Here is a 20,086-nt window from a genome sequence, read left to right on the forward strand (position 1 = left end):
GTTACCCACTCCGTTTTCAAAAGAGCCTTAAAAAGTATCCAAACCGTCGGCTATACGATACGGAAACGAGCACCTACATCACGCTTTCCGACGTGAAGCAGCTCGTGCTGGATCAGGAAGACTTCAAGGTGATGGACGCGAAGTCCAACGACGACCTGACGCGCAGCATCCTGCTGCAGATCATCCTCGAAGAGGAGAGCGGCGGGCTGCCGATGTTCTCGTCGGTGATGCTTTCGCAGATCATCCGTTTCTACGGCCATGCGATGCAGGGCATGATGGGCACGTATCTGGAAAAGAACATCCAGGCGTTCATCGACATCCAGCAGAAGCTCACCGATCAGAGCAAGGGCCTTTACGACGGCAATGCGCTCAACCCCGAAGTCTGGTCGCAGTTCATGAACATGCAGGCGCCGATGATGCAGGGCATGATGACGAGCTACATCGAGCAGTCGAAGAACATGTTCGTGCAGATGCAGGAGCAGATGCAGTCGCAGGCGAAGTCGATGTTCAACACGTTTCCGTTTCCGCCGCCCGCCACGCCGCCTTCGGAAAAGAAGTAATCGTTCTCAGGCGTCTCGCGAAGGGTCCGCGGCGGGCGAACTCGCTGATTTGCATGCGCCGCGCCCGGCGCGGCCCGCGGCCGCGCAAACGGCGGGCCGTCCATGCCGGTGCGGGCCGGGCGGCGCCGGTGCCGCCTTGGCGCGGCACGGTACAATATGCGCTTTGCAGCGCGGCGCACCCGGCGAATCATCGGCGGGCAGCAGGAAATGCGCGGCAGTGTCCGAATCGTCCGCTGGTTCCGGCACCGCGCGCCACCGCGCTCGTTATTCGTGCCTTTTCCGGCCGCGCGCCTTCGCGCTCCACGCCCGGCCCGGGCACTCACTTCGCCAGACCATCTATGTCGCACATTTCCTCTTCAGCCGCGCCGAAAGTCGGCTTCGTGTCGCTCGGCTGCCCGAAAGCCCTCGTTGATTCCGAGCAGATCATCACGCAACTGCGCGCGGAGGGCTACGAAATCTCGGGCACCTATGACGGCGCCGATCTCGTGGTCGTCAACACCTGCGGCTTCATCGACGAAGCCGTGCAGGAAAGCCTCGACGCCATCGGCGAGGCGCTGAACGAAAACGGCAAGGTGATCGTGACCGGCTGCCTCGGCGCGAAGAAGAGCGCGAGCGGCACGGGGCTCATCGAGGAAGTGCATCCGAAGGTGCTCGCGGTCACCGGCCCGCACGCCACCAATGAGGTGATGAACGCGGTGCACGCGCATTTGCCGAAGCCGCATGATCCGTTCACCGACCTCGTGCCCGCCGCGGGCATCAAGCTCACGCCGCGCCATTACGCGTATCTGAAGATTTCGGAAGGCTGCAACCACCGCTGCACGTTCTGCATCATTCCGTCGATGCGTGGCGACCTCGTGTCGCGGCCCGTCGCGGACGTGATGCTGGAAGCGGAGAACCTCTTCAAGTCGGGCGTGAAGGAACTGCTCGTGATCTCGCAGGACACGAGCGCCTACGGCGTCGACGTGAAATACCGCACTGGTTTCTGGAACGGCAAGCCGGTCAAGACGCGCATGACGGATCTCGTCGGCGCCCTGGGCGAGTTGGCCGCGCAGTACGGCGCGTGGGTGCGCCTGCACTACGTGTACCCGTATCCGAGCGTCGACGGAGTCATTCCGATGATGGCCGAAGGTGCGTTGAAGGGGCACGTGCTGCCGTATCTCGACGTGCCGTTCCAGCACGCACACCCGGAAGTGCTGAAGCGCATGAAGCGCCCGGCGAACGCCGAAAAGGTGCTGGAGCGCGTGCAGGCCTGGCGCAAAATCTGCCCGGACCTGACGATTCGCAGCACGTTCATCGCGGGCTTCCCGGGCGAGACCGAAGAGCAGTTCGAGACGCTCCTCGACTTCATTCGCGTCGCCGACCTGGACCGCGTTGGCTGCTTCGCGTATTCCCCCGTGGAGGGCGCGAGCGCGAACGAGCTCGACGGCGCGCTGCCCGACGAAGTGCGCGAGGAGCGCCGCGCGCGCTTCATGGAACTCGCGGAGGAGCTGTCGGCGGCGCGCATGAAGCGCAAGATCGGCAAGACGCTGAAGGTGCTCGTCGACGAAGTGAACGCGGACGGCGGCATCGGCCGCACCGCGGCGGATGCGCCGGAAATCGACGGCGTGGTGTACATCGCGCCGGCTGTGAAGGCGTCCAGGCGCTACAAGGCGGGCGATTTCGTGTCGGTGAAGATTTCGGGCGCCGACGGTCACGATCTCTGGGGCGAGGTGTAAACCATGACCGGCATGCCGCAGGTTCTCGCGCTCGGCGAGGCGATGATCGAGTTCAACCAGTCCACCAAAGGTGCGCCGAACTATCTGCAGGGCTTCGGCGGCGACGTCTCCAACTTCCTGATCGCGGCGTCGCGGCAGGGCGCCTCGAGCGGCTTCGTGTCGGCGGTCGGCAACGACCACTTCGGGCAACTGCTGCTCGATCTGTGGCGTGCGGAGAACGTTGACACCTCGACGGTTCGCGTCGATGCGAATGCGCCCACCGGGGTCTATTTCGTGTCGCACGGCGAGAGCGGGCATCGCTTCGACTATCTGCGTGCCGGCTCGGCGGCGAGCCGCTATGCCGTGTCCGACTTGCCGCTCGACGCGATCGCGGCCGCGCAGGTCGTGCACCTGTCGGGCATCAGCCTCGCGATCGGCGTGCCGGCCTGCGACGCGTCGCTTGCGGCCATCGATCACGCGAAGCGCCACGGCGTGAAGGTGAGCTTCGACACGAACCTGCGCCTGAAGCTCTGGCCGCTCGCGCGGGCGCGCGCCGTGATGCTGGAGGCGATCCGCGCGACCGACATCTGCCTGCCGAGCTGGGACGACGTGACCGAATTGACCGGCCTCGCCGACAAGGACGCGATCGTCGATTTCCTGCTCGCGCTCGGACCGAAGGTCGTGGCGCTCAAGCTCGGCAAGGAAGGCGCGTATGTCGCGACACCCGCCGAGCGGCGCGTGGTCGCGGGCCGCGTGGTCAAGGCCGTCGATGCGACGGGCGCCGGCGACTGTTTCGGCGGCGCGTTCATCGCGCGCATCGTCGCGGGCGACGACCCGTTCGCGGCCGCGCGCTATGGGAATGTCGCAGCGGCGCTGTCGACGCAGGGCTTCGGCGCGGTCGCGCCGATTCCCGATCGCGCGACGGTGGAAAAGGCGCTTGCGGAGTAAGTCCGCGGGCAGGATCAACGGGGCGGCAACGGCCCGATACGCGAGGGAGACGGCAAAATGCAACGCGAAGTGGTAGTGGTGAGCGGTGTTCGCACCGCAATCGGCGATTTCGGCGGTGCGCTGAAGGACTTCAGTCCGACGGATCTCGGCGCGCGTGTCGTGCGCGAGGTGCTGAAGCGGGCGAGCGTATCGGGCGACGAGATCGGCCACGTGGTGTTCGGCAACGTGATCCAGACCGAGCCGAAGGACATGTATCTCGCGCGGGTGGCCGCGCTCGATGGCGGCGTCACGCAGCACGCGCCCGCGCTGACCGTGAACCGCCTCTGCGGCTCGGGCCTGCAGGCGATCGTGTCGGCGGCCCAGTCGATCCTGCTCGGCGACACCGATATCGCGATCGGCGGCGGCGCGGAGAGCATGAGCCGCGCGCCGTACATCGCGCCGGCGGCGCGCTTCGGCCAGCGCATGGGCGACGCGCGCATCATCGACATGATGCTCGGCGCGCTGAACGATCCGTTCGATAAGATCCACATGGGCGTGACGGCGGAGAACGTCGCGGCGAAGTACGGCATTTCGCGCGAGGCGCAGGACGCGCTCGCGCTCGAATCGCACCGGCGCGCCGCGAAGGCGATCGAGGCCGGCTACTTCAGGGAGCAGATCCTGCCGGTCACGCTCGCATCGAAGAAGGGCGACACCGTGTTCGACCAGGACGAGCACGTGCGCCTGAACGCGAGCGCGGAGGACTTCTCGAAGCTCAGGCCCGTGTTCGCGAAGGAGAACGGCACGGTGACGGCGGGCAACGCCTCGGGCATCAACGACGCCGCCGCGGCCGTCGTGCTGATGGAGCGTAGCGTGGCCGAGAAGCGGGGCCTGACGCCGCTCGCGCGGCTCGTGGCCTACGCGCACGCGGGCGTCGATCCGAAGTTGATGGGCATCGGCCCGGTGCCCGCGACGCAGAAGGTGCTCGAGCGCGCGGGGCTGAAGGTGGACGACCTCGACGTCATCGAAGCCAACGAGGCCTTTGCTGCGCAGGCATGCGCCGTCACGAAAGAACTGAAGCTCGATCCGTCGAAGGTCAATCCGAACGGCTCGGGCATTTCGCTCGGCCATCCGATTGGCGCAACCGGCGCGCTGATCACCGTGAAGGCGCTGTACGAACTGCAGCGCACTGGCGGGCGCCGTGCGCTCGTCACGATGTGCATCGGCGGCGGGCAGGGCATTGCGGCGATCTTCGAGCGCGTCTGAACTGGAAGGAACCCGAAGGATGATTCAGAAGACCACGGCGGCGCGCGCGTTGGCGGCACTCGGTTTGCTCGCGTTGCTTTCCGGCTGCAACTCGCCGATGCCGCCCGACAGAACCGGCGCGACCGGTGCAACGGGCGCCACGGGCGCAACCGGCGGTACGCACGTGATCGGCGCGACGAGCGCGATCGAAACGCTCGCGCTGCCGCCGGCCAGGCCGCTCACGCCGAATCCGGAATACGCGCGTTTCCCGCGCTACATCGGTACGCTGGGCGGCCGTCAGGTGGAGATGCGGCTCGGCGCGAAGACCGACGAGGCGTCCGGCATTCACGGCGAATACAGCTTTGCCGGCAGTCCGGCGGTGATCCTCGTCGCGGGGGATCGCGACGGCGACACGCTCGAAATCGAGGAGTCGAACGACGGCACGCACATCACCGGCAACTGGGTGGGCAAGTTCGCGGCGGACGGCAGCGTGTCGGGCGAGCGCATGAACGCCGACGACTCCAACCCGCAGCCGTTCGAACTGCGTCCCGCGGTTGCGGGCGTCACCGTGCCCGCGAATGCAACGCCGCGCGCCCCGAAGCCGGCCGCACCCTCGCTGGAACCGGCGCCGCCCGCGCCGCCGCGCAACGCAGTCGGCGGCACGAGCAACGTGATCATCGGCGAATGAACGTAGCGGCGCCGCGCCGGCCGCACGCGGCGAGGCGCATGAAACGCCTATCACGCACAGGACGCATCGCCATCGGCCGGCCCGATGCGGTCCCATTTCGAGCGACATGACAAGCGACACCACAAGACATCACGCCATGACCCAATCCACCCCGAAAGCCCGCGCGCGCGGCCCGCAGACCCGCATCGTCCATGCCGAGGACCGGCTCACGCCCGGCTTCGAAGGCTTTCAGGTGCCCGTCACGCGCGCCTCGACGGTCGTGTTTCCGAACCTCGCCGCGATGCGCGCGCTCGTCTGGAGCGACGACTCGCAATGGCGCTACGGCCTGCACGCGACGCCCACGTCGCTCACGCTCGCCCAGCGGCTCGCCGCGATCGAGGGCGGGCGGCACGCGCTGTTGCAGCCGTCGGGCCTGTCGTCGATTTCGAACGTGTACTTCGGCCTCGTGAAGGCGGGCGATCACGTGCTGATTCCTGACAACGCCTATTCGCCGAACCGCGATCACGCCGACTGGATGGCCGCGGACTACGGCATCGAGGTGACGTATTACGACCCGATGGGGGGCGCGGACATCGAAAAGCTGGTAAGGCCGAACACGAAGCTGATCTGGCTCGAAGCGCCCGGCTCGGTGACGATGGAGGTGCAGGACGTGCCCGCGATCACGGCGGTGGCGCGCGCACGCGGCATCGTCACCGCGATCGACAACACGTATTCGGCCGGCCTCGCGTTCAAGCCGTTCGAGCACGGCGTCGACATTTCCGTGCAGGCGCTGACGAAGTACCAGTCGGGCGGCGGCGACGTGCTGATGGGTGCGACGATCACCGTCGATCACGATCTGCACAAGAAGCTGAAGCGCGCGCGCATGCGGCTCGGGATCGGCGTGTCGCCGGATGACTGCTCGCTGATCCTGCGCAGCCTGCCGACGATGAAGCTGCGCTACGAAGCCCACGATCGCGCGGCGCTCGCGCTCGCGCACTGGCTCAAGACGCGCCCGGAGGTAGCGGCGGTGCTGCATCCGGCGATCGCGGACTGCCCGGGCCACGCGTTTTTCGAGCGCGACTTCAAGGGCGGCGCGGGCGGGCTGTTTTCGGTCGTGCTCGACAGGCGCTACAGCGCGAGCCAGGTCGATGCGTTCATCGAGGCGCTGGAGCTCTTCGCTATCGGCTGGAGCTGGGGCGGTTCGCACAGTCTCGCGCTGCCGTACGACGTGCGCTCGATGCGCACCGCCTCGTCGTGGCCGCACGAAGGCGTACTGGTGCGCTTCTATGTCGGGCTGGAGGAAGAAGCCGATCTGCGCGCGGACATCGAGCAGGCGTTCGCGAAGGCATTCGCCTGAAATGAATGCGTGAGATGCGCGCCTGAAGCATGGCGCGCATCTCACCGGTCCAATAAAAAGGTCCAATAAAAAGGCCATCCCGGCGTCGCGCGGAATGGCCTTTTCAGCGTAAGGGTCGCGCCGTCAGAAGAGCCGCAGCAATCCGTCGAGCCCGACGAAATTGAACGCGACGCTCGCCGATTCCCGCACGACCGGCTTCGCGCGAAACGCCACCGACAAACCCGCTTCCGCCATCATCTTCAAGTCGTTCGAGCCGTCGCCCATCGCGATGGCGCGCTCCGTGGCAATGCCGAGCTGAGCGCACGTCTCGCGCAGCGTGCGCGCCTTCACGTCGGCGTTGACGATTTCCCCCACGACCTTTCCCGTCAGCTTGCCGTCGACGATCTCGAGCGTGTTCGCGCGCGTGAAATCGAGGCCGAGCCGCGCCTTCAGCTTTTCCGTGAAGAACGTGAAGCCGCCGGACACGAGCAGCGTATTCAATCCTGCGGCACGCGCGCCCGCGAGCATGTTTTCCGCACCCGGCGACAGTTGCAGCCGCTCCTCGTACACGCGCTCGAGCGCGCTCGCGTCGAGCCCCTTCAGCAGCGCGACGCGGCGCGTGAGGCTTTCGTTGAAATCCTTGATCTCGCCGCGCATCGACGCTTCCGTGATCGCCGCGACTTCGGCTTTCAGCCCGCAGAAGTCCGCGATCTCGTCGATGCATTCGATCGTGATGAGCGTCGAGTCCATGTCCATCGCGACGAGGCCGAAGTCCGCGAGCGTCGCGCCGGGAGCGACGAACGCGTAGTCGAGCCGGTGCGCGCCGCAATAGGCGTCGATGTCGGGTCGCTGCAGCGGATCGGCGTCGGGGAGGCGAAGAAGCGTGTCGTCCGTGCGCACGGGGTCCTTCGAGCGGGCGAGGGCGACGAGCGGCCTGAGATGCGAGTCGGCGATCGGGGCGGGGCTTTGGATGACGAGATTCATTGGACGGGAGGTGCGGGCGCGGGAAAGCGCGGTGGAACGAAAGCCCCATTGTAATGGTGCCGACCGATGGCGGATTTTCGCGGCCGGCCGCTATGATGCGCAAAGCGAAAAAACTCCGGAGACAGGGATGAACCCACCCGCACCAGCCGAGATTGCGCGCAGCTTCGATTTGCGTCGTCTCGACGCCTCGTTCTATGCCGACCCGTATCCGGTCTACGACGCGCTGCGCACGCACGAGCCCGTGAAGCGCATGCCCGACGGCTCGCTCTTTCTCACGCGCTATCGCGACGTGCAGGCGGTGTACCGCGACCCGAAGGCGTTCAGCTCGGACAAGACGGTCGAGTTCGGCCCGAAATACGGCACCGCCACGCCGCTCTATGCGCATCACACGACGAGCCTCGTGTTCAACGACCCGCCGCGCCACACGCGCGTGCGCAAGCTGATCGCGGGCGCGCTCACCGCGCGCGCGATCGCCTCGATGGAGCCGGGCCTGATCGCGCTCGTCGACGGCCTCCTTGCGCGCGCCAGCGCGCGCGGGCGCCTCGATCTGATCGACGATTTCGCGTCCGCGATTCCCGTCGAGGTGATCGGCAACCTGCTCGACGTGCCGCACGGCGAGCGCGCTCCGCTGCGCGACTGGTCGCTCGCGATCCTCGGCGCGCTCGAGCCGTCGCTCACGCCAGAGCAGGAGGCGCTCGGCAACCGCGCGGTGAGCGAGTTCATCGACTATCTGAAGGTGCTGGTCGCGAGGCGCCGCGCCGCGCCCGGCGATCCGCAGCACGACGTGCTCACGCGCCTCATCCTGGGCGAGACGGACGGCGAGCGTCTCGACGAGGCGGAACTGCTGCACAACTGCATCTTCATCCTCAACGCCGGCCATGAAACGACCACGAACCTGATCGGCAACGGGCTCGTGCTGCTGTCGAAGTGGCCCGGCGAGCGCGAACGGCTGCGGCGCGAACCGGCGCTCCTGGACAGCGCGGTCGAGGAGTGCCTGCGTTTCGAAAGCTCGAATCAGCTCGGCAACCGGATCGCCGTCGCCGATACGCACATCGGCGACGTGCCCGTGCCGCGCGGCACGCCGGTGACGCTGTGCATCGGCGCGGCCAATCGCGACCCCGAGCAGTTCGAGGCGCCGCAGCGCTTCGATATCGCGCGCGAACCGAACCGGCATCTCGCGTTCGGCTTCGGCATTCACCAGTGCGCGGGCCTTTCGCTCGCGCGCCTGGAGGCGCGCATCGCGATCGGGCGGTTCGTCGCGCGCTTCCCCGGCTACCGGCTCGACGGCGACCCGGTGCGCGCATCGCGCGCCCGTTTTCGCGGATTCGTGCACGCGCCGGTCGCGCTCGTCTGACCTCGCGGGCGCGACCGTCGGGCGCGGCCCTACCGCATCACTTGCGACGGCTCGACGTCCCAGTAGGGCGGCTCGCCGAAGCGCGCGATCAGGAAATCGATGAAGGCGAGCGTCTTCGGCGGCACGAACGCGCGGCTCGGATACACGGCCCAGATCGCGACCGTTTCCGAAAGCGGATAGTCGTCGAGCAGCGTCACGAGTTCGCCGGCAGACAGAAGCGGCGCGACGCTCCACGTCGATTTCAGCCCGATGCCGAAGCCTGCCGCGAGCGCATCGCGGATCACTTCGCCGTTGTCGGAAGCGAGCCGTCCCGACACGCGCACGTTGATCACGCCAGTGGGCGTGACGAAGCCCCAGTCGCGCTGGTCCGAGAGGATCACGCACTCATGGTGCACGAGATCGGCGGGATGGCGCGGCGTGCCGTGCGCCTCCAGATAGGCGGGCGACGCGCACAGCACCCGCCGGTTGGTGGCGAGCTTGCGCGCGACGAGGGTCGAATCCTTCAGCGCGCCGATCCGGATCGCGAGGTCGATGCCTTCGTCGACGAGATCCACGACCTGGTCCGTCAGCCGCAGATCGACGGATACGCCCGGATACTGCCGCAGGAACGCGGGAATCAGCGGCGACACGTGCTGGCGCCCGAGCGACGAAGGCATCGTCACGCGCAGGCGCCCGTAGGGTTCGGCCAGCGCCCGGCCGACCGAGGCGCGTGCTGCATCGGCCGCATCGAGGAGGGCGCGCGCGTGTTCGGCGAACACCTCGCCCTCCTGCGTCACGCTCACGCGCCGCGTGGTGCGGTGCAGGAGCCGCGCGCCCAGCATGCGTTCGAGATGGGCGAGCCGTGCGCTCGCCGCGGCCGCCGAGAGCCCGAACTCGCGCCCCGCCGAGGACACGTTCGCAAGCGCCGCGGCGCGCACGAACAGCGCGACGTCGAGCAGGTCGAGGCGCTCGCGCGGGACATCGTCGAAGGAGGAATCGGTGGCCATTTTATTGATTTGCCGAATAATGTTTCAGTCATTATCGCTGTTTTAAATGAAGGCCGAACGGCATAACATCGCGTGGGTCCATGCATTGCACGCAATCACTCATGCTCATCCACGGAGCCATCATGAAAGCCATCGGCCTTGCCCGCTATCTTCCGATTTCCAATCCCGAATCGCTGATCGACGTCGAACTCGACAAACCCGCGCCCGCCGGCCGCGACCTGCTCGTGAAAATCGAGGCGATCGCGGTCAACCCGGTGGACACCAAGGTCCGCGCGCCGAAGGACAAGACCGAGGAAGCGCCGCGCGTGCTCGGCTGGGACGCGGCGGGCGTCGTCGAGGCGATCGGCCCCGACGTGACGCTCTTCAAGGTGGGCGACCCGGTGTACTACGCGGGCAGCATCACGCGGCAGGGCGCGAACAGCGAGTTTCATCTCGTCGACGAGCGCATCGTCGGCGCGAAGCCCAAGACGCTCGACTTCAGTCACGCCGCCGCGCTGCCGCTCACCACGATCACCGCCTGGGAAGCGCTCTTCGAGCGGCTTGGCGTGTCGGCCGAGGGCGCGGACGCAGGCAAGTCGGTGCTGATCATCGGCGGCGCGGGCGGGGTCGGCTCGATCGGCATCCAGCTCGCGAAGAAGGTGGCGAAACTCGAAGTGATCGCGACCGCGTCGCGGCCTGAATCCGCGCAATGGGCGAAGGATCTGGGCGCGGACCACATCGTCAACCACTTCGAGGACATCCCGAAGCAGTTGAAGGCGGCCGGATTCGAGCAGGTCGACTACGTGCTGATCTTCAACGACACCGACAGGCATTTCCCGGCCGCAGCGGAAGTCATCAAGCCGCAGGGCGGGGTCTGCACGATCGTCGAGAACGCAAAGCCGGTCGCGGTGGAGCTGCTGAAGGCGAAGAGCGCCGCGTTCCACTGGGAATTCATGTTCACGCGCGCGATGTTCGGCACGCCGGACATGATCGAACAGCACAAGCTGCTCTCCGAGGTGGCGCGACTGATCGACGCAGGCACGCTCACGACGACGCTCGGCCGCGACCTCGGTCGCATCAATGCCGCGAACCTGCGCGAGGCGCATCGCCTGCTGGAAGAAGGGCGTTCGATCGGCAAGCTCGTGCTGACGGGCTTCTGAGGCGGCTTTGCCGGCCGCCGCGCCGACGGATCCGGCGCGCGGCGCACGCGGGTTTTCCATGACGACCGCCCGGCGTGCGCCGCGCTAGACTGATCCGGCGTCATACGATTCCACGCCCGCGAACCCCGCGCGTGCCTCGTTTCGCGTGACGACTCCAACGGAGGTGCCGGCATGTATCGTCGACGGATTTTCTGCGGCTCACGAGCCGGCGTTGCCTCGCTCGCCTTCGGGCTCGTAGCGGCACTCCTGACTGCCGGAACGGCGAGCGCCACGCCGGGCATCAAGGTTCAGTCCGAAGCCGCCAACGACGGACCGATCAAGTACACCGTGAAAATGGTGTCGAAGAGCTACGGCAACGAGCAGGAGACACGCACGATCCGCTCCGGCCAGACCGACGACTTCACCTGGCAGAGCGCGGCGCCCGGCACGCCCCAGCAGATACCGGACGCATGTCCCGACGCCGCTTCCATTCCGCGCAACGCGGAGGGCGCACCGATCCGGCAGGTGCAGATCCGTTTTGCGGCGGTGGTGATCGAAGACGGCTCGGCGAACGTCCAGATCAGCTTTCAGGGGCGCGCGCCACGCGGCATGAACAAGGTGACGGTGGGCGGCAAGAGCCTGCAGTGTCCGGCCTACAACCGCTTCAGCCAGATCGTGCGCTTCTCGATGGCGACGACCGGCAGTTCGAAGACCGTCAAGCTCTCCGACGGCACGCAACTCACGGTCAGCGCAAGCAGGAAATAGGACCGAAGGTTCTGGCAGCGAGACAACGCGCGGCATCTCGCTTGCCGCCTCTCGTCTGCAACTAACCGTCTAGTGGGTGCACACCAGACTTCGAAGCCCACGCCGCATCGGACAAATTTTCCTTCGGTTCGGCAATCATTACAGCTTCGCTGTCACCCGCCGCGCGCCCCGCGCGCGGCGCGAGACTCGTCCGCCGCCCTGGCCGGCCGCCCACCCGTCTGGCACGTTTTCTGCACTTCCCTCCGATACGCGGCATCCGCCGCCATGCCACCTAACACGTACCGACCCGGTTCGAGCGAGGAATCGCGATGCCGCACATGATCTGGAAAGGCGCGATCAGCTTCGGGCTGGTCCACGTGCCCGTGCAACTCTATCCGGCGACGCAGTCGGAGAAGGTCGGATTCAATCTGCTCGACAAGCGCTCGATGGACCCCATCGGCTACAAGCAGATCAACAAGAACACGGGCAAGGAAGTGGCGCGCGAGAACATCGTGCGCGGCTTCGAATACGAGAAGGGCAAGTACGTCGTGATGACCGATGCGGAGATCCGCTCGGCCAACCCGGAGTCGACGCAAACCGTCGACATCCTCGCGTTCGTCGAGGCGCCCGAAATCTCGTTCCTGTCGCTCGACACGCCGTACTACCTCACGCCCGACCGCAAGGGCGAAAAGGTCTATGCGCTCCTGCGCGACGCGCTGAAGGACACCGGCAAGGTGGGCATCGCGAGCGTGGTGCTGCACAACAAGCAGCATCTCGCCGCGCTGATTCCGGTCGGGCCGGCGCTTGCGCTCAACACGCTGCGCTGGGGAAACGAAGTGCGCGACTTCGACGAGTTCAAGTTCCCCGACGAGAGCCGCAGGAAGACCGGCGTGACGCCGAAGGAACTGGAGATGGCAAAGCGCCTGATCGAGGACATGAGCGACACGTGGGACCCCGGCAAGTACCACGACACGTTCCGCGAAGACATCATGGCGCTCGTCGAGAGGAAGGTGAAGGAGGGCAAGACGGCGGAGGTCGCGCAGGTGGAGGAACCGGGCGAGAGCAGGGCGTCGGCGGAAATTCTGGATCTGTCCGACCTGCTCAAGCGCAGCCTGAAAAAGGGCAAGCCGGCGAAGCGCGGCTCATCAGCCGATGAAGGCGAAGGCGAAGGCGACGACGACAGCGGCGAGGAAGCGGCGCCGCGTCCCGCGCGCAAGACGGCGCGGCGAACGGCGCGAAAGTCGGCTTGAGTTCGCCGCAGCGTGCCGTAGTCTGCCGGAGTGCGGCGGCTCGTGCATGAGCATGCGCGCATGGACGCGGCCGCACGAGGCAGGCCCACCGGGCGACGGCGATTCCGGGAGCGAAGTCGAAGGAGTGCAAGCGGGGCGAATTCAGGGAACTGAGCGATACGATGGCCGGAAAACTCGAAACCTATCAGCGCATGCGCCGTTTCGCCGAGACGCCCGAGCCGTCGGGCGAACTCGCGAGAAAAGCGGCCACCGGCCGGCGCCGCGCGGCCGCGAAGCGCGCCGGCCACGCGCTCTCGTTCGTGATCCAGGAACACGACGCGCGCCGTCTTCACTACGACTTTCGCCTCGAACTGGACGGAACGCTCAAATCATGGGCGGTGCCGAAGGGGCCGAGCCTCGATCCGTTGGTGAAGCGCCTCGCGGTGCACGTCGAGGATCATCCGGTCGACTACGGCTCGTTCGAAGGCGAGATTCCCGAAGGCAACTACGGTGCGGGCAGCGTGATCGTGTGGGACCGCGGAACGTGGGAGCCGCAAAGCGGCAGCGTCGCGCAGGCGCTCGACGCGTATGAAAAGGGCAAGCTGAAGTTCCTCCTCCATGGCGAAAAACTGCACGGCGGCTGGACGCTCGTGCGCAGCCACATGCGCGGCAGCGGCGACAAGGAGCAATGGCTGCTCATCAAGGAACGCGACGACGACGCCCGCAGCGAAGCGCAATACGACGTGCTGGTGAAGCGTCCCGGCAGCGTGCTGACCGATGCGCCCGGCGCGCGCAACAGGAAGGGCGAAATCGCCGGACGGGCCGACGGAAAGCCCGACGGAAAGGCGGGCGCACAGACGACGAAGTCCGCGAAGGCGCCCGCAAAGAAGACGGCCGGCCGCGCGCGGCCCGATATCGTTTCGAACCGCAACGCGGAGTCGCTGCGCGCGCTCTCGCACGAGCCGTCGATCGAAGGCGCCGTGAAGGCGCGCCTGCCCGCGACGCTCAAACCTCAACTCGCCACCCTCGTCGATGCAGCGCCGCCGGGCGACGACTGGACCTACGAGATCAAGTTCGACGGCTATCGCGTGCTCGCGCGAATCGAGCGCGCGTCGTCGAAGCCGGTTCAGATCCACACGCGCAACGGCAACGACTGGACCGCGAAGTTCGGCAGGCAGGTGAAGGCGCTCGACACGCTCGACGTCGACAGCGCGTGGATCGACGGAGAGGCCGTCGTGCTCGACGATCGCGGGCTGCCGGATTTCCAGGCGCTGCAAAACGCCTTCGACGCGGGGCGGCCGCAGGACATCGCCGTCTACTGGTTCGACCTGCCGTTCCTGAACGGCTACGACCTGCGCAACGTGCCGCTCGTGCAGCGCCGCGCGATCCTCCGCGCGCTGCTTGAACCGGTCGAGGACCCCGCGCTGCGCTTCTCGGAAGACTTCGCGTTCAAGGCCGACGACCTGCTCAGGAGCGCGTGCGACATGGCGCTCGAAGGCATCATCGGCAAGCGTATCGACAGCACGTATGTGTCGGGTCGCAGCAGCGCCTGGATCAAGCTCAAGTGCAGGCGTCGCCAGGAGTTCGTGATTGGCGGATATTCGGAGCCCTCGGGCAGCCGCGCGCATTTCGGCGCGCTGCTGCTCGGCGTTCACGATGCGAACGGCAAGCTGCAGTATGCGGGACGCGTCGGCAGCGGTTTCGATCAGGCGACGCTGCGCGAGATCAGGAAGGAACTCGACAAGCGCGAGACGAAGAACATGCCGTTCGCGCGCGAGCCGCAGGAAAGGAGCCGCACGCCGGTGCACTGGGTGAAGCCGGAACTCGTGGCGGAATGCAACTTTGCTGAATGGACCAAGGAGCGCATCGTGCGGCAAGCATCGTTCGTGAGCCTGCGTGACGACAAGCCGGCGCGGCAGATCGTCAGGGAAGAGCCGAAGTCGGCGAGGAAGGTCGAGGCCGAGCAGGAAGGCAAGGCGTCTGCCGCTCCGGCGAAGAAAACCGCTGCGAAAAAGGCCATTACAAAAACAGGCACTGCGAAAGCGACCACCGAACCAGCGGCAAAAACAGCGACGAAGCAATCGTCCGCGAAGGAAGCGAGCGTAGTCGAAGGCGTGAAGATCAGTCATCCCGATCGCGTGATCGACACTTCGACGGGCATCCGCAAGATCGACGTCGTGCGCTACTACGAGTCCGTCGGAGCATGGATGCTGCCGCATCTGAAGGACCGGCCGGTTTCGCTCGTGCGGGCGCCCGGGGACATCGGCGGCGAGCTCTTCTTCCAGAAGCACAGCGCGAGGCTCGCGATTCCGCACATCACGCAGCATCCGGGCATCGATCCGGGGCATCCGCCGCTGCTCACGATCGAGTCCGCGGCGGCGCTCGTCGGCACCGCGCAGATGGGCACGGTCGAACTTCATACATGGAACGCGCTCGCCTCCGATATCGAAAAGCCCGACCGCATGGTGTTCGATCTCGATCCGGGCGAGGGCGTCGGCTGGGACCGCATGATCGAAGCGGCGCGCCTCACGCGTGAACTGCTCGCGGAACTCGGCCTCGAATCGTTCTGCAAGACGAGCGGCGGCAAAGGGCTGCACGTGGTCGTGCCGATCGTGAAGCAGGCCGGCTGGGACGAAGCGAAGCGCTTCTCGCAGGCCGTCGCGCAGCATATGGCGAACACGCTGCCCAAGCTGTTCTCGGCGAAGATGGGCATGCAGAACCGGCGCGGGAAGATTTTCATCGACTACCTGCGCAACAACCGGGGATCGAGCACGGTCGCCGCCTATTCGCTGCGTGCGCGCCCGGGCATGGGGGCGTCGGTGCCGATCGCGTGGAGCGAACTCGACGACACCGCGAACGGCGACCAGTGGCACATCGGAAACGTGCACGAGCGGCTCGATGGCCTCGCGGACGACCCGTGGGCGGGCTACGGCAGGAAGCGCCAGCGTCTCACGGTCGCGATGAAAAAGCGCCTGGGTCTGGAAGGCCCGGGCAAATGACCTGCCGGAACGAGGCAATGCCGCATCGTTCAGGCACGAACAGGAGGATCAAATGAAGCAGGCTACCGTGGAACCCGCAATGGAACCCGCCGTCGAACCAGGCGGCGCCATCGACGATGGACGCGAGATGCAAAGCGGCAACGCGCAGCAGCAGAGGAAGGACGATGCCGCGGATGCGCCGCTGCCGCACGAAGCGGACCAGAGCCCCGAGTCGCAGCGCGAGGACGGCACGCGCGAAGTGGGCGAGCAGGCGCATCGCGATATCGAGCGCGGACTCGTCGATACGGACCGGCGCGGCGGCGACGACTATCAGAAGAGCACGCAGCGCGACGAGCAGGCGAACGTGAACAGCGAAGGAAAGGGCGCGGGCAAGCCGTGAGGGGCGGGCGCGCCGGCGGGTGCTTCCATGGCAAAGCGCCTGCCGGATGCGTAGAATGATTTTCCTCGAAGGGCGCCATGAACGAGACGCGCGGCCACCCATGACCCGGCATTTCTACCGGCTCCGGCGCACGACTGTCACGCGAGGCCGGTAAGCGCTACCGACACGGAATCTCCTGCTTCGCAAGACTGTCTCACGGGTCAGGCGCACGCGCGCCATGCGTGCCGGCGGGCGACGTCGCGTATGCGAGCGCGTGTGTCGATGAACCATCAATCCGATGTCCGGCGCCATAGAAGGGCGCCGCAACCGAACGGAACATGCAACACGAACTCCTGTCCCGCTTGAAGAAGGAAACCGCCGCGTGCCACACGCGCCTCGAGCGTGCACTCGACCTGATGCGCGACGACTGGCAGCGTGACGAATACGTCGCGCTGCTCGAATGCTTCCTTGGCTATGTCGCGCCGTGGGAGCAGGCGGTGAGCGCGCACATGCCCGCGCATCTGCGCGGCTTCTTCGAGCCGCGCCGCAAGGCCGCGCTCATCGCGGCGGATCTGGAAATGCTGACGGGCCGCACGCCCCGTGCCGCCGTGCGCATGGCGGATGCCGCGACCGACCTGCCCGCGCTCGACAGCCTCGGCCGTCTTTTCGGCTCGATGTACGTGATGGAAGGCTCGACGCTCGGCGGGCGGTTCATCTCGCCGCACGTCGCGCATTGCCTCGGCTTCGGGCACGGCCGCGGTCATGCGTACTTCGAAGGCTACGGCGAGCGCACCGGCAGCATGTGGAATGCGTTTCGGGAGACGGCAGCGGCGACGGTGCCCGCCGCCGAATACGACGACGCTGCCGCTGCCGCCATCGCGACATTCGAAGGACTCCACGCGTGGATCGAAACGGGGCTCGCCGAGGCGCGCGCGATGTCGGGAGCCGCCGCATGAGTACAGGATCGACAGCGCCGCCGAAGCCGCCGGGCCCACGGAGCGTGCATCGCGATCCGCCCGATGTGGACGCGCGCCGCCGCACGCTCGAATCCGGCGTGGCGAGCAAGGACTGCGACGCGGAGCCGATCCACATCCCCGGCGGCATCCAGCCGCACGGCTATCTGCTCGCGGTGTCCGAGGAGCTGCGCATCCTGCAGGCGAGCGACAACCTCGCGGCGCTGACCGGCAGGCCGGTCGAGACGCTGCTCGGTGAGCCGGTCGGCGTGCTGCTCGGCCAGGCCGCGGCCGCGCGGCTCGCGCACGCCGCCGCCACCGCGGTGCTCGATCAGGCGCCGCTCTACGTGGGCGTCGTCGACAATCCGCCCGGCGCTGCGCAACGCGCCGCCGGCGGCGACGCGCAGTTCGACGTCACGATGCACCGGCACGACGGCAACCTGATCGTCGAACTGGAGGTCGCGCGCCGTGAAGGCAGCGATGTGTTCGCGTCGATGTATCCGCTTGCCCGTACCTTCGCGCGCAGCCTGCAGGACGCCGCGACGGTCGCGGACCTGGCCGTGCTCGCGGTGTGCGAGGTGCGCACGATCACGGGCTTTGGCCGCGTGATGCTGTATCGCTTCGACGAGGAAGGCCGCAGCCACGTGCTCGCCGAGGACCGCGACGAAAGCTACGCGTCGTTCCTCGGCCAGTACTTCCCGGCCTCGGACATTCCGCGCCAGGCGCGCGCGCTCTATCTGCGCAACCGCCTGCGGCTCGTCGCCAATGTCGATTACCGGCCGGCGCGCCTCGTGCCCGCCGTGAATCCCGCGACCGGCCGCCCGACCGATCTCACCTACGCGATGCTGCGCAGCTTCTCGCCCGTGCATCTGGAATACATGCGCAACATGGGCACGCATGCGTCGATGTCGGTGTCGATCGTCGTGCGCGGCGAGCTGTGGGGCCTCGTCTCGTGCCATGACCACGACCCGCGGCTCGTGCCGTTCGAGACGCGCATCGCACTCGAGCATCTGGGGCACATCCTGTCGATGCAGATCGAGGCCAAGGAGGAGCGCGCCGAGAGCGCGTATCTGCTGGCCCTGCGCCGCACGATGACGCGCCTCGTCCACACGATGGGCGAGCACGACAGCTTCGTCGAGGGCCTGCGCGCGGCGCCGCAGGACATGGTGTGCTTCGCGTCGTCAGGGGGCGCCGCGGTCGTCGTGGACGACGAGGTTACGCTGATCGGCGCGACACCCGACGAGCAAACCGTGCGCGCGCTCACGTACTGGCTTGCGGAGAACACGTCGGGCGTCTACGCCACCGACTCGCTGCCGAAGGTCTGGCCGCACGCCGGGCAGCATATCGATACCGCGTGCGGCGTCCTCGCCGTGCCGGTCTCGCAGATTTTCCGCAACTACGTGCTGTGGTTCCGGCCCGAGCTTGCACGCACGATCGAGTGGGCGGGCGAGCCGGTCAAGCTGCGCATGGAGGACGGCTCGAACGCGCCGCGCACGGACTTCAGCCCGTGGCTCGAAACCATACGCGATCATTCGGCGAGCTGGCGCGCGGTCGAAATCGAGATCGCGGGCGAATTCCGCGCGGCCACGGTCAATATCGTGCTGAGGCGCGCCGAGGAGATGGCGCAGCTCGCCACCGAACTCACGCGCGCGAACAAGGAGCTCGAAGCGTTCTCGTACTCGGTGTCGCACGACCTGCGCGCGCCGCTGCGCCATATCGCGGGCTACGGCGACCTGCTGCGCGAGCAGGAGGGCGAGCGCATGTCGGAGAGCAGCCGGCGCTTTCTGAACAACATGCTGGAGTCGGCGCGCTTCGCGGGCACGCTGGTGGACGACCTGCTCACCTTCTCCCAGATGGGCCGCGCCGCGCTCAGGCCCGGCACGGTCGACCTGAACCAGCTGGTCAGCTCGGTCGTGCAGGAGTTCGGGCCGGAGACGGCGGAGCGCCGTGTGGAGTGGGTGATCGGCGCGCTGCCGACGGTCACCGCCGACGCCGCGTTCCTGCAACTCGCGCTGCGCAACCTGGTGTCGAACGCGGTGAAATACACGCGAACGCGCGAATCGGCGAAAATCGAAATCTTCGCCTCGACGAATGCCGACGAACATGTCGTCGGCGTGCGCGACAACGGCGTCGGTTTCGACATGCGCTACGTGGCGAAGCTCTTCGGCGTGTTCCAGCGGCTGCACCGCGCGGAGGAATTCGACGGCACGGGCATCGGCCTTGCCAACGTGCGGCGCATCGTCGAGCGGCACGACGGCCGGACCTGGGCCGAGGGCCGCGTCGGGGAGGGCGCCGCGTTCTATTTTTCATTGCCCCTGGTGTTCAGGAGCGAAGCGGGCGCACGCCGCGCGCCGCCGGCCTCACCGGAATCCGCATCCGCAAAATCGTCAGGATCCGATCATGCTTAAGCCCATTCTTCTCGTCGAAGACAATCCGAAAGACCTCGAGCTGACGCTCGTCGCGCTCGACAAGAGCCAGCTCGCGAACGAAGTGATCGTCGCGCGCGACGGCCAGGAAGCGATCGACTACCTGAAGAGCCAGGGCGACTGGAGCGCGCGGGTGCCGGGCAATCCGGCCGTGATCCTGCTCGACCTGAAGCTGCCGAAGATCGACGGCCTCGAAGTGCTCCAGACCATCCGCGCGGACGCGGCGCTCAAGAGCGTTCCGGTCGTCATGCTGACGTCGTCGCGCGAGGAGCAGGATCTCGTGCGAAGCTACGAACTCGGCGTGAACGCGTACGTGGTGAAACCGGTGGAATTTTCGGAGTTCGTCGAAGCGATCGCCGATCTGGGCGTATTCTGGGCCGTGCTGAACGAGCCGCCGCCCGGCTCGATGCGCTTTCGGCGCGTGCCGCTCGCCGAATGACACGCGTCGCCGCGAATCCGCGTCCGCAGCGCGCCCGCGCGGCCGGTGCGCGAGCGCGCGCCCCTCTTCG

At 67.0% G+C, this 20,086-nt stretch carries 17 protein-coding genes; 15 read left to right on the top strand and 2 right to left on the bottom strand.

Translation table 11 applies throughout. The features are described 5' to 3' along the window. The 6 genes from phaR to BG61_RS29955 all read left to right on the top strand — a co-directional run. A partial coding sequence (gene phaR / locus BG61_RS29930; protein ID WP_035942515.1) for a polyhydroxyalkanoate synthesis repressor PhaR occupies nucleotides 1-560 on the top strand: 560 nt, incomplete at its 5' end. 338 nt (nucleotides 561-898) lie between these two features. After that, nucleotides 899-2,275: a 30S ribosomal protein S12 methylthiotransferase RimO gene (gene rimO, locus BG61_RS29935; protein ID WP_035930403.1), complete on the top strand. Its 1,377-nt coding sequence runs from the start codon at nucleotides 899-901 to the stop codon at nucleotides 2,273-2,275. A 3-nt stretch (nucleotides 2,276-2,278) separates the two neighbouring features. Beyond that, the gene (locus tag BG61_RS29940; protein WP_035930399.1) at nucleotides 2,279-3,202 is read left to right on the top strand and encodes a sugar kinase; all 924 of its coding nucleotides are present in this window, start codon (nucleotides 2,279-2,281) and stop codon (nucleotides 3,200-3,202) included. A gap of 57 nt (nucleotides 3,203-3,259) precedes the next feature. Further along, nucleotides 3,260-4,444, top strand: coding sequence for a beta-ketothiolase BktB (bktB, locus tag BG61_RS29945; protein ID WP_035930396.1), 1,185 nt, complete (start codon nucleotides 3,260-3,262; stop codon nucleotides 4,442-4,444). Nucleotides 4,445-4,466: 22 nt separating this feature from the next. Further along, on the top strand, nucleotides 4,467-5,111 hold the full coding sequence (locus BG61_RS29950; protein ID WP_370818064.1) for a hypothetical protein: 645 nt from the start codon (nucleotides 4,467-4,469) through the stop codon (nucleotides 5,109-5,111). A 136-nt stretch (nucleotides 5,112-5,247) separates the two neighbouring features. Further along, on the top strand, nucleotides 5,248-6,447 hold the full coding sequence (locus BG61_RS29955) for a cystathionine beta-lyase (protein WP_035930392.1): 1,200 nt from the start codon (nucleotides 5,248-5,250) through the stop codon (nucleotides 6,445-6,447). Nucleotides 6,448-6,570: 123 nt separating this feature from the next. Here the strand turns inward: BG61_RS29955 and serB are convergent, their stop codons facing one another. Further along, nucleotides 6,571-7,410 (bottom strand): phosphoserine phosphatase SerB, encoded by an 840-nt coding sequence (serB, locus tag BG61_RS29960; RefSeq protein WP_035930380.1) that lies wholly within the window; start codon nucleotides 7,408-7,410, stop codon nucleotides 6,571-6,573. 127 nt (nucleotides 7,411-7,537) lie between these two features. Between serB and BG61_RS29965 the strand changes: the two genes are divergently transcribed. Next, nucleotides 7,538-8,764 carry a cytochrome P450 gene (locus tag BG61_RS29965; protein WP_035930378.1) on the top strand — a complete coding sequence of 409 codons (1,227 nt, stop codon included), beginning with the start codon at nucleotides 7,538-7,540 and terminating at the stop codon, nucleotides 8,762-8,764. Between the two features lie 29 nt (nucleotides 8,765-8,793). Here the strand turns inward: BG61_RS29965 and BG61_RS29970 are convergent, their stop codons facing one another. After that, the gene (locus tag BG61_RS29970) at nucleotides 8,794-9,750 is read right to left on the bottom strand and encodes a LysR family transcriptional regulator (RefSeq protein ID WP_035930376.1); all 957 of its coding nucleotides are present in this window, start codon (nucleotides 9,748-9,750) and stop codon (nucleotides 8,794-8,796) included. 122 nt (nucleotides 9,751-9,872) lie between these two features. Between BG61_RS29970 and BG61_RS29975 the strand changes: the two genes are divergently transcribed. The 8 genes from BG61_RS29975 to BG61_RS30010 all read left to right on the top strand — a co-directional run bounded on the left by BG61_RS29975 (nucleotide 9,873) and on the right by BG61_RS30010 (nucleotide 20,016). Beyond that, nucleotides 9,873-10,889, top strand: a complete 1,017-nt coding sequence (locus BG61_RS29975) for a zinc-binding alcohol dehydrogenase family protein (protein WP_035930684.1) — start codon at nucleotides 9,873-9,875, stop codon at nucleotides 10,887-10,889. A 171-nt stretch (nucleotides 10,890-11,060) separates the two neighbouring features. Further along, nucleotides 11,061-11,633, top strand: a complete 573-nt coding sequence (locus BG61_RS29980) for a DUF6013 family protein (RefSeq protein WP_035930374.1) — start codon at nucleotides 11,061-11,063, stop codon at nucleotides 11,631-11,633. Nucleotides 11,634-11,941: 308 nt separating this feature from the next. After that, nucleotides 11,942-12,862: a non-homologous end joining protein Ku gene (gene ku / locus BG61_RS29985; protein ID WP_035930372.1), complete on the top strand. Its 921-nt coding sequence runs from the start codon at nucleotides 11,942-11,944 to the stop codon at nucleotides 12,860-12,862. A gap of 161 nt (nucleotides 12,863-13,023) precedes the next feature. Beyond that, nucleotides 13,024-15,840, top strand: a complete 2,817-nt coding sequence (gene ligD, locus BG61_RS29990; RefSeq protein WP_035930370.1) for a DNA ligase D — start codon at nucleotides 13,024-13,026, stop codon at nucleotides 15,838-15,840. A gap of 52 nt (nucleotides 15,841-15,892) precedes the next feature. Continuing rightward, nucleotides 15,893-16,219, top strand: coding sequence for a hypothetical protein (locus tag BG61_RS29995; RefSeq protein WP_370818063.1), 327 nt, complete (start codon nucleotides 15,893-15,895; stop codon nucleotides 16,217-16,219). Nucleotides 16,220-16,536: 317 nt separating this feature from the next. Then, nucleotides 16,537-17,154, top strand: a complete 618-nt coding sequence (locus BG61_RS30000) for a biliverdin-producing heme oxygenase (RefSeq protein WP_035930368.1) — start codon at nucleotides 16,537-16,539, stop codon at nucleotides 17,152-17,154. Beyond that, nucleotides 17,151-19,559 (top strand): ATP-binding protein, encoded by a 2,409-nt coding sequence (locus BG61_RS30005; RefSeq protein WP_051672875.1) that lies wholly within the window; start codon nucleotides 17,151-17,153, stop codon nucleotides 19,557-19,559. The genes BG61_RS30000 and BG61_RS30005 overlap by 4 nt, the downstream gene beginning before the upstream one ends. After that, nucleotides 19,552-20,016 carry a response regulator gene (locus tag BG61_RS30010; RefSeq protein WP_035930365.1) on the top strand — a complete coding sequence of 155 codons (465 nt, stop codon included), beginning with the start codon at nucleotides 19,552-19,554 and terminating at the stop codon, nucleotides 20,014-20,016. Before BG61_RS30005 ends, BG61_RS30010 begins: the two co-directional genes overlap by 8 nt. Nucleotides 20,017-20,086 lie beyond the last annotated feature (70 nt).

This window comes from Caballeronia glathei (assembly GCF_000698595.1).
GTDB lineage: Bacteria > Pseudomonadota > Gammaproteobacteria > Burkholderiales > Burkholderiaceae > Caballeronia > Caballeronia glathei.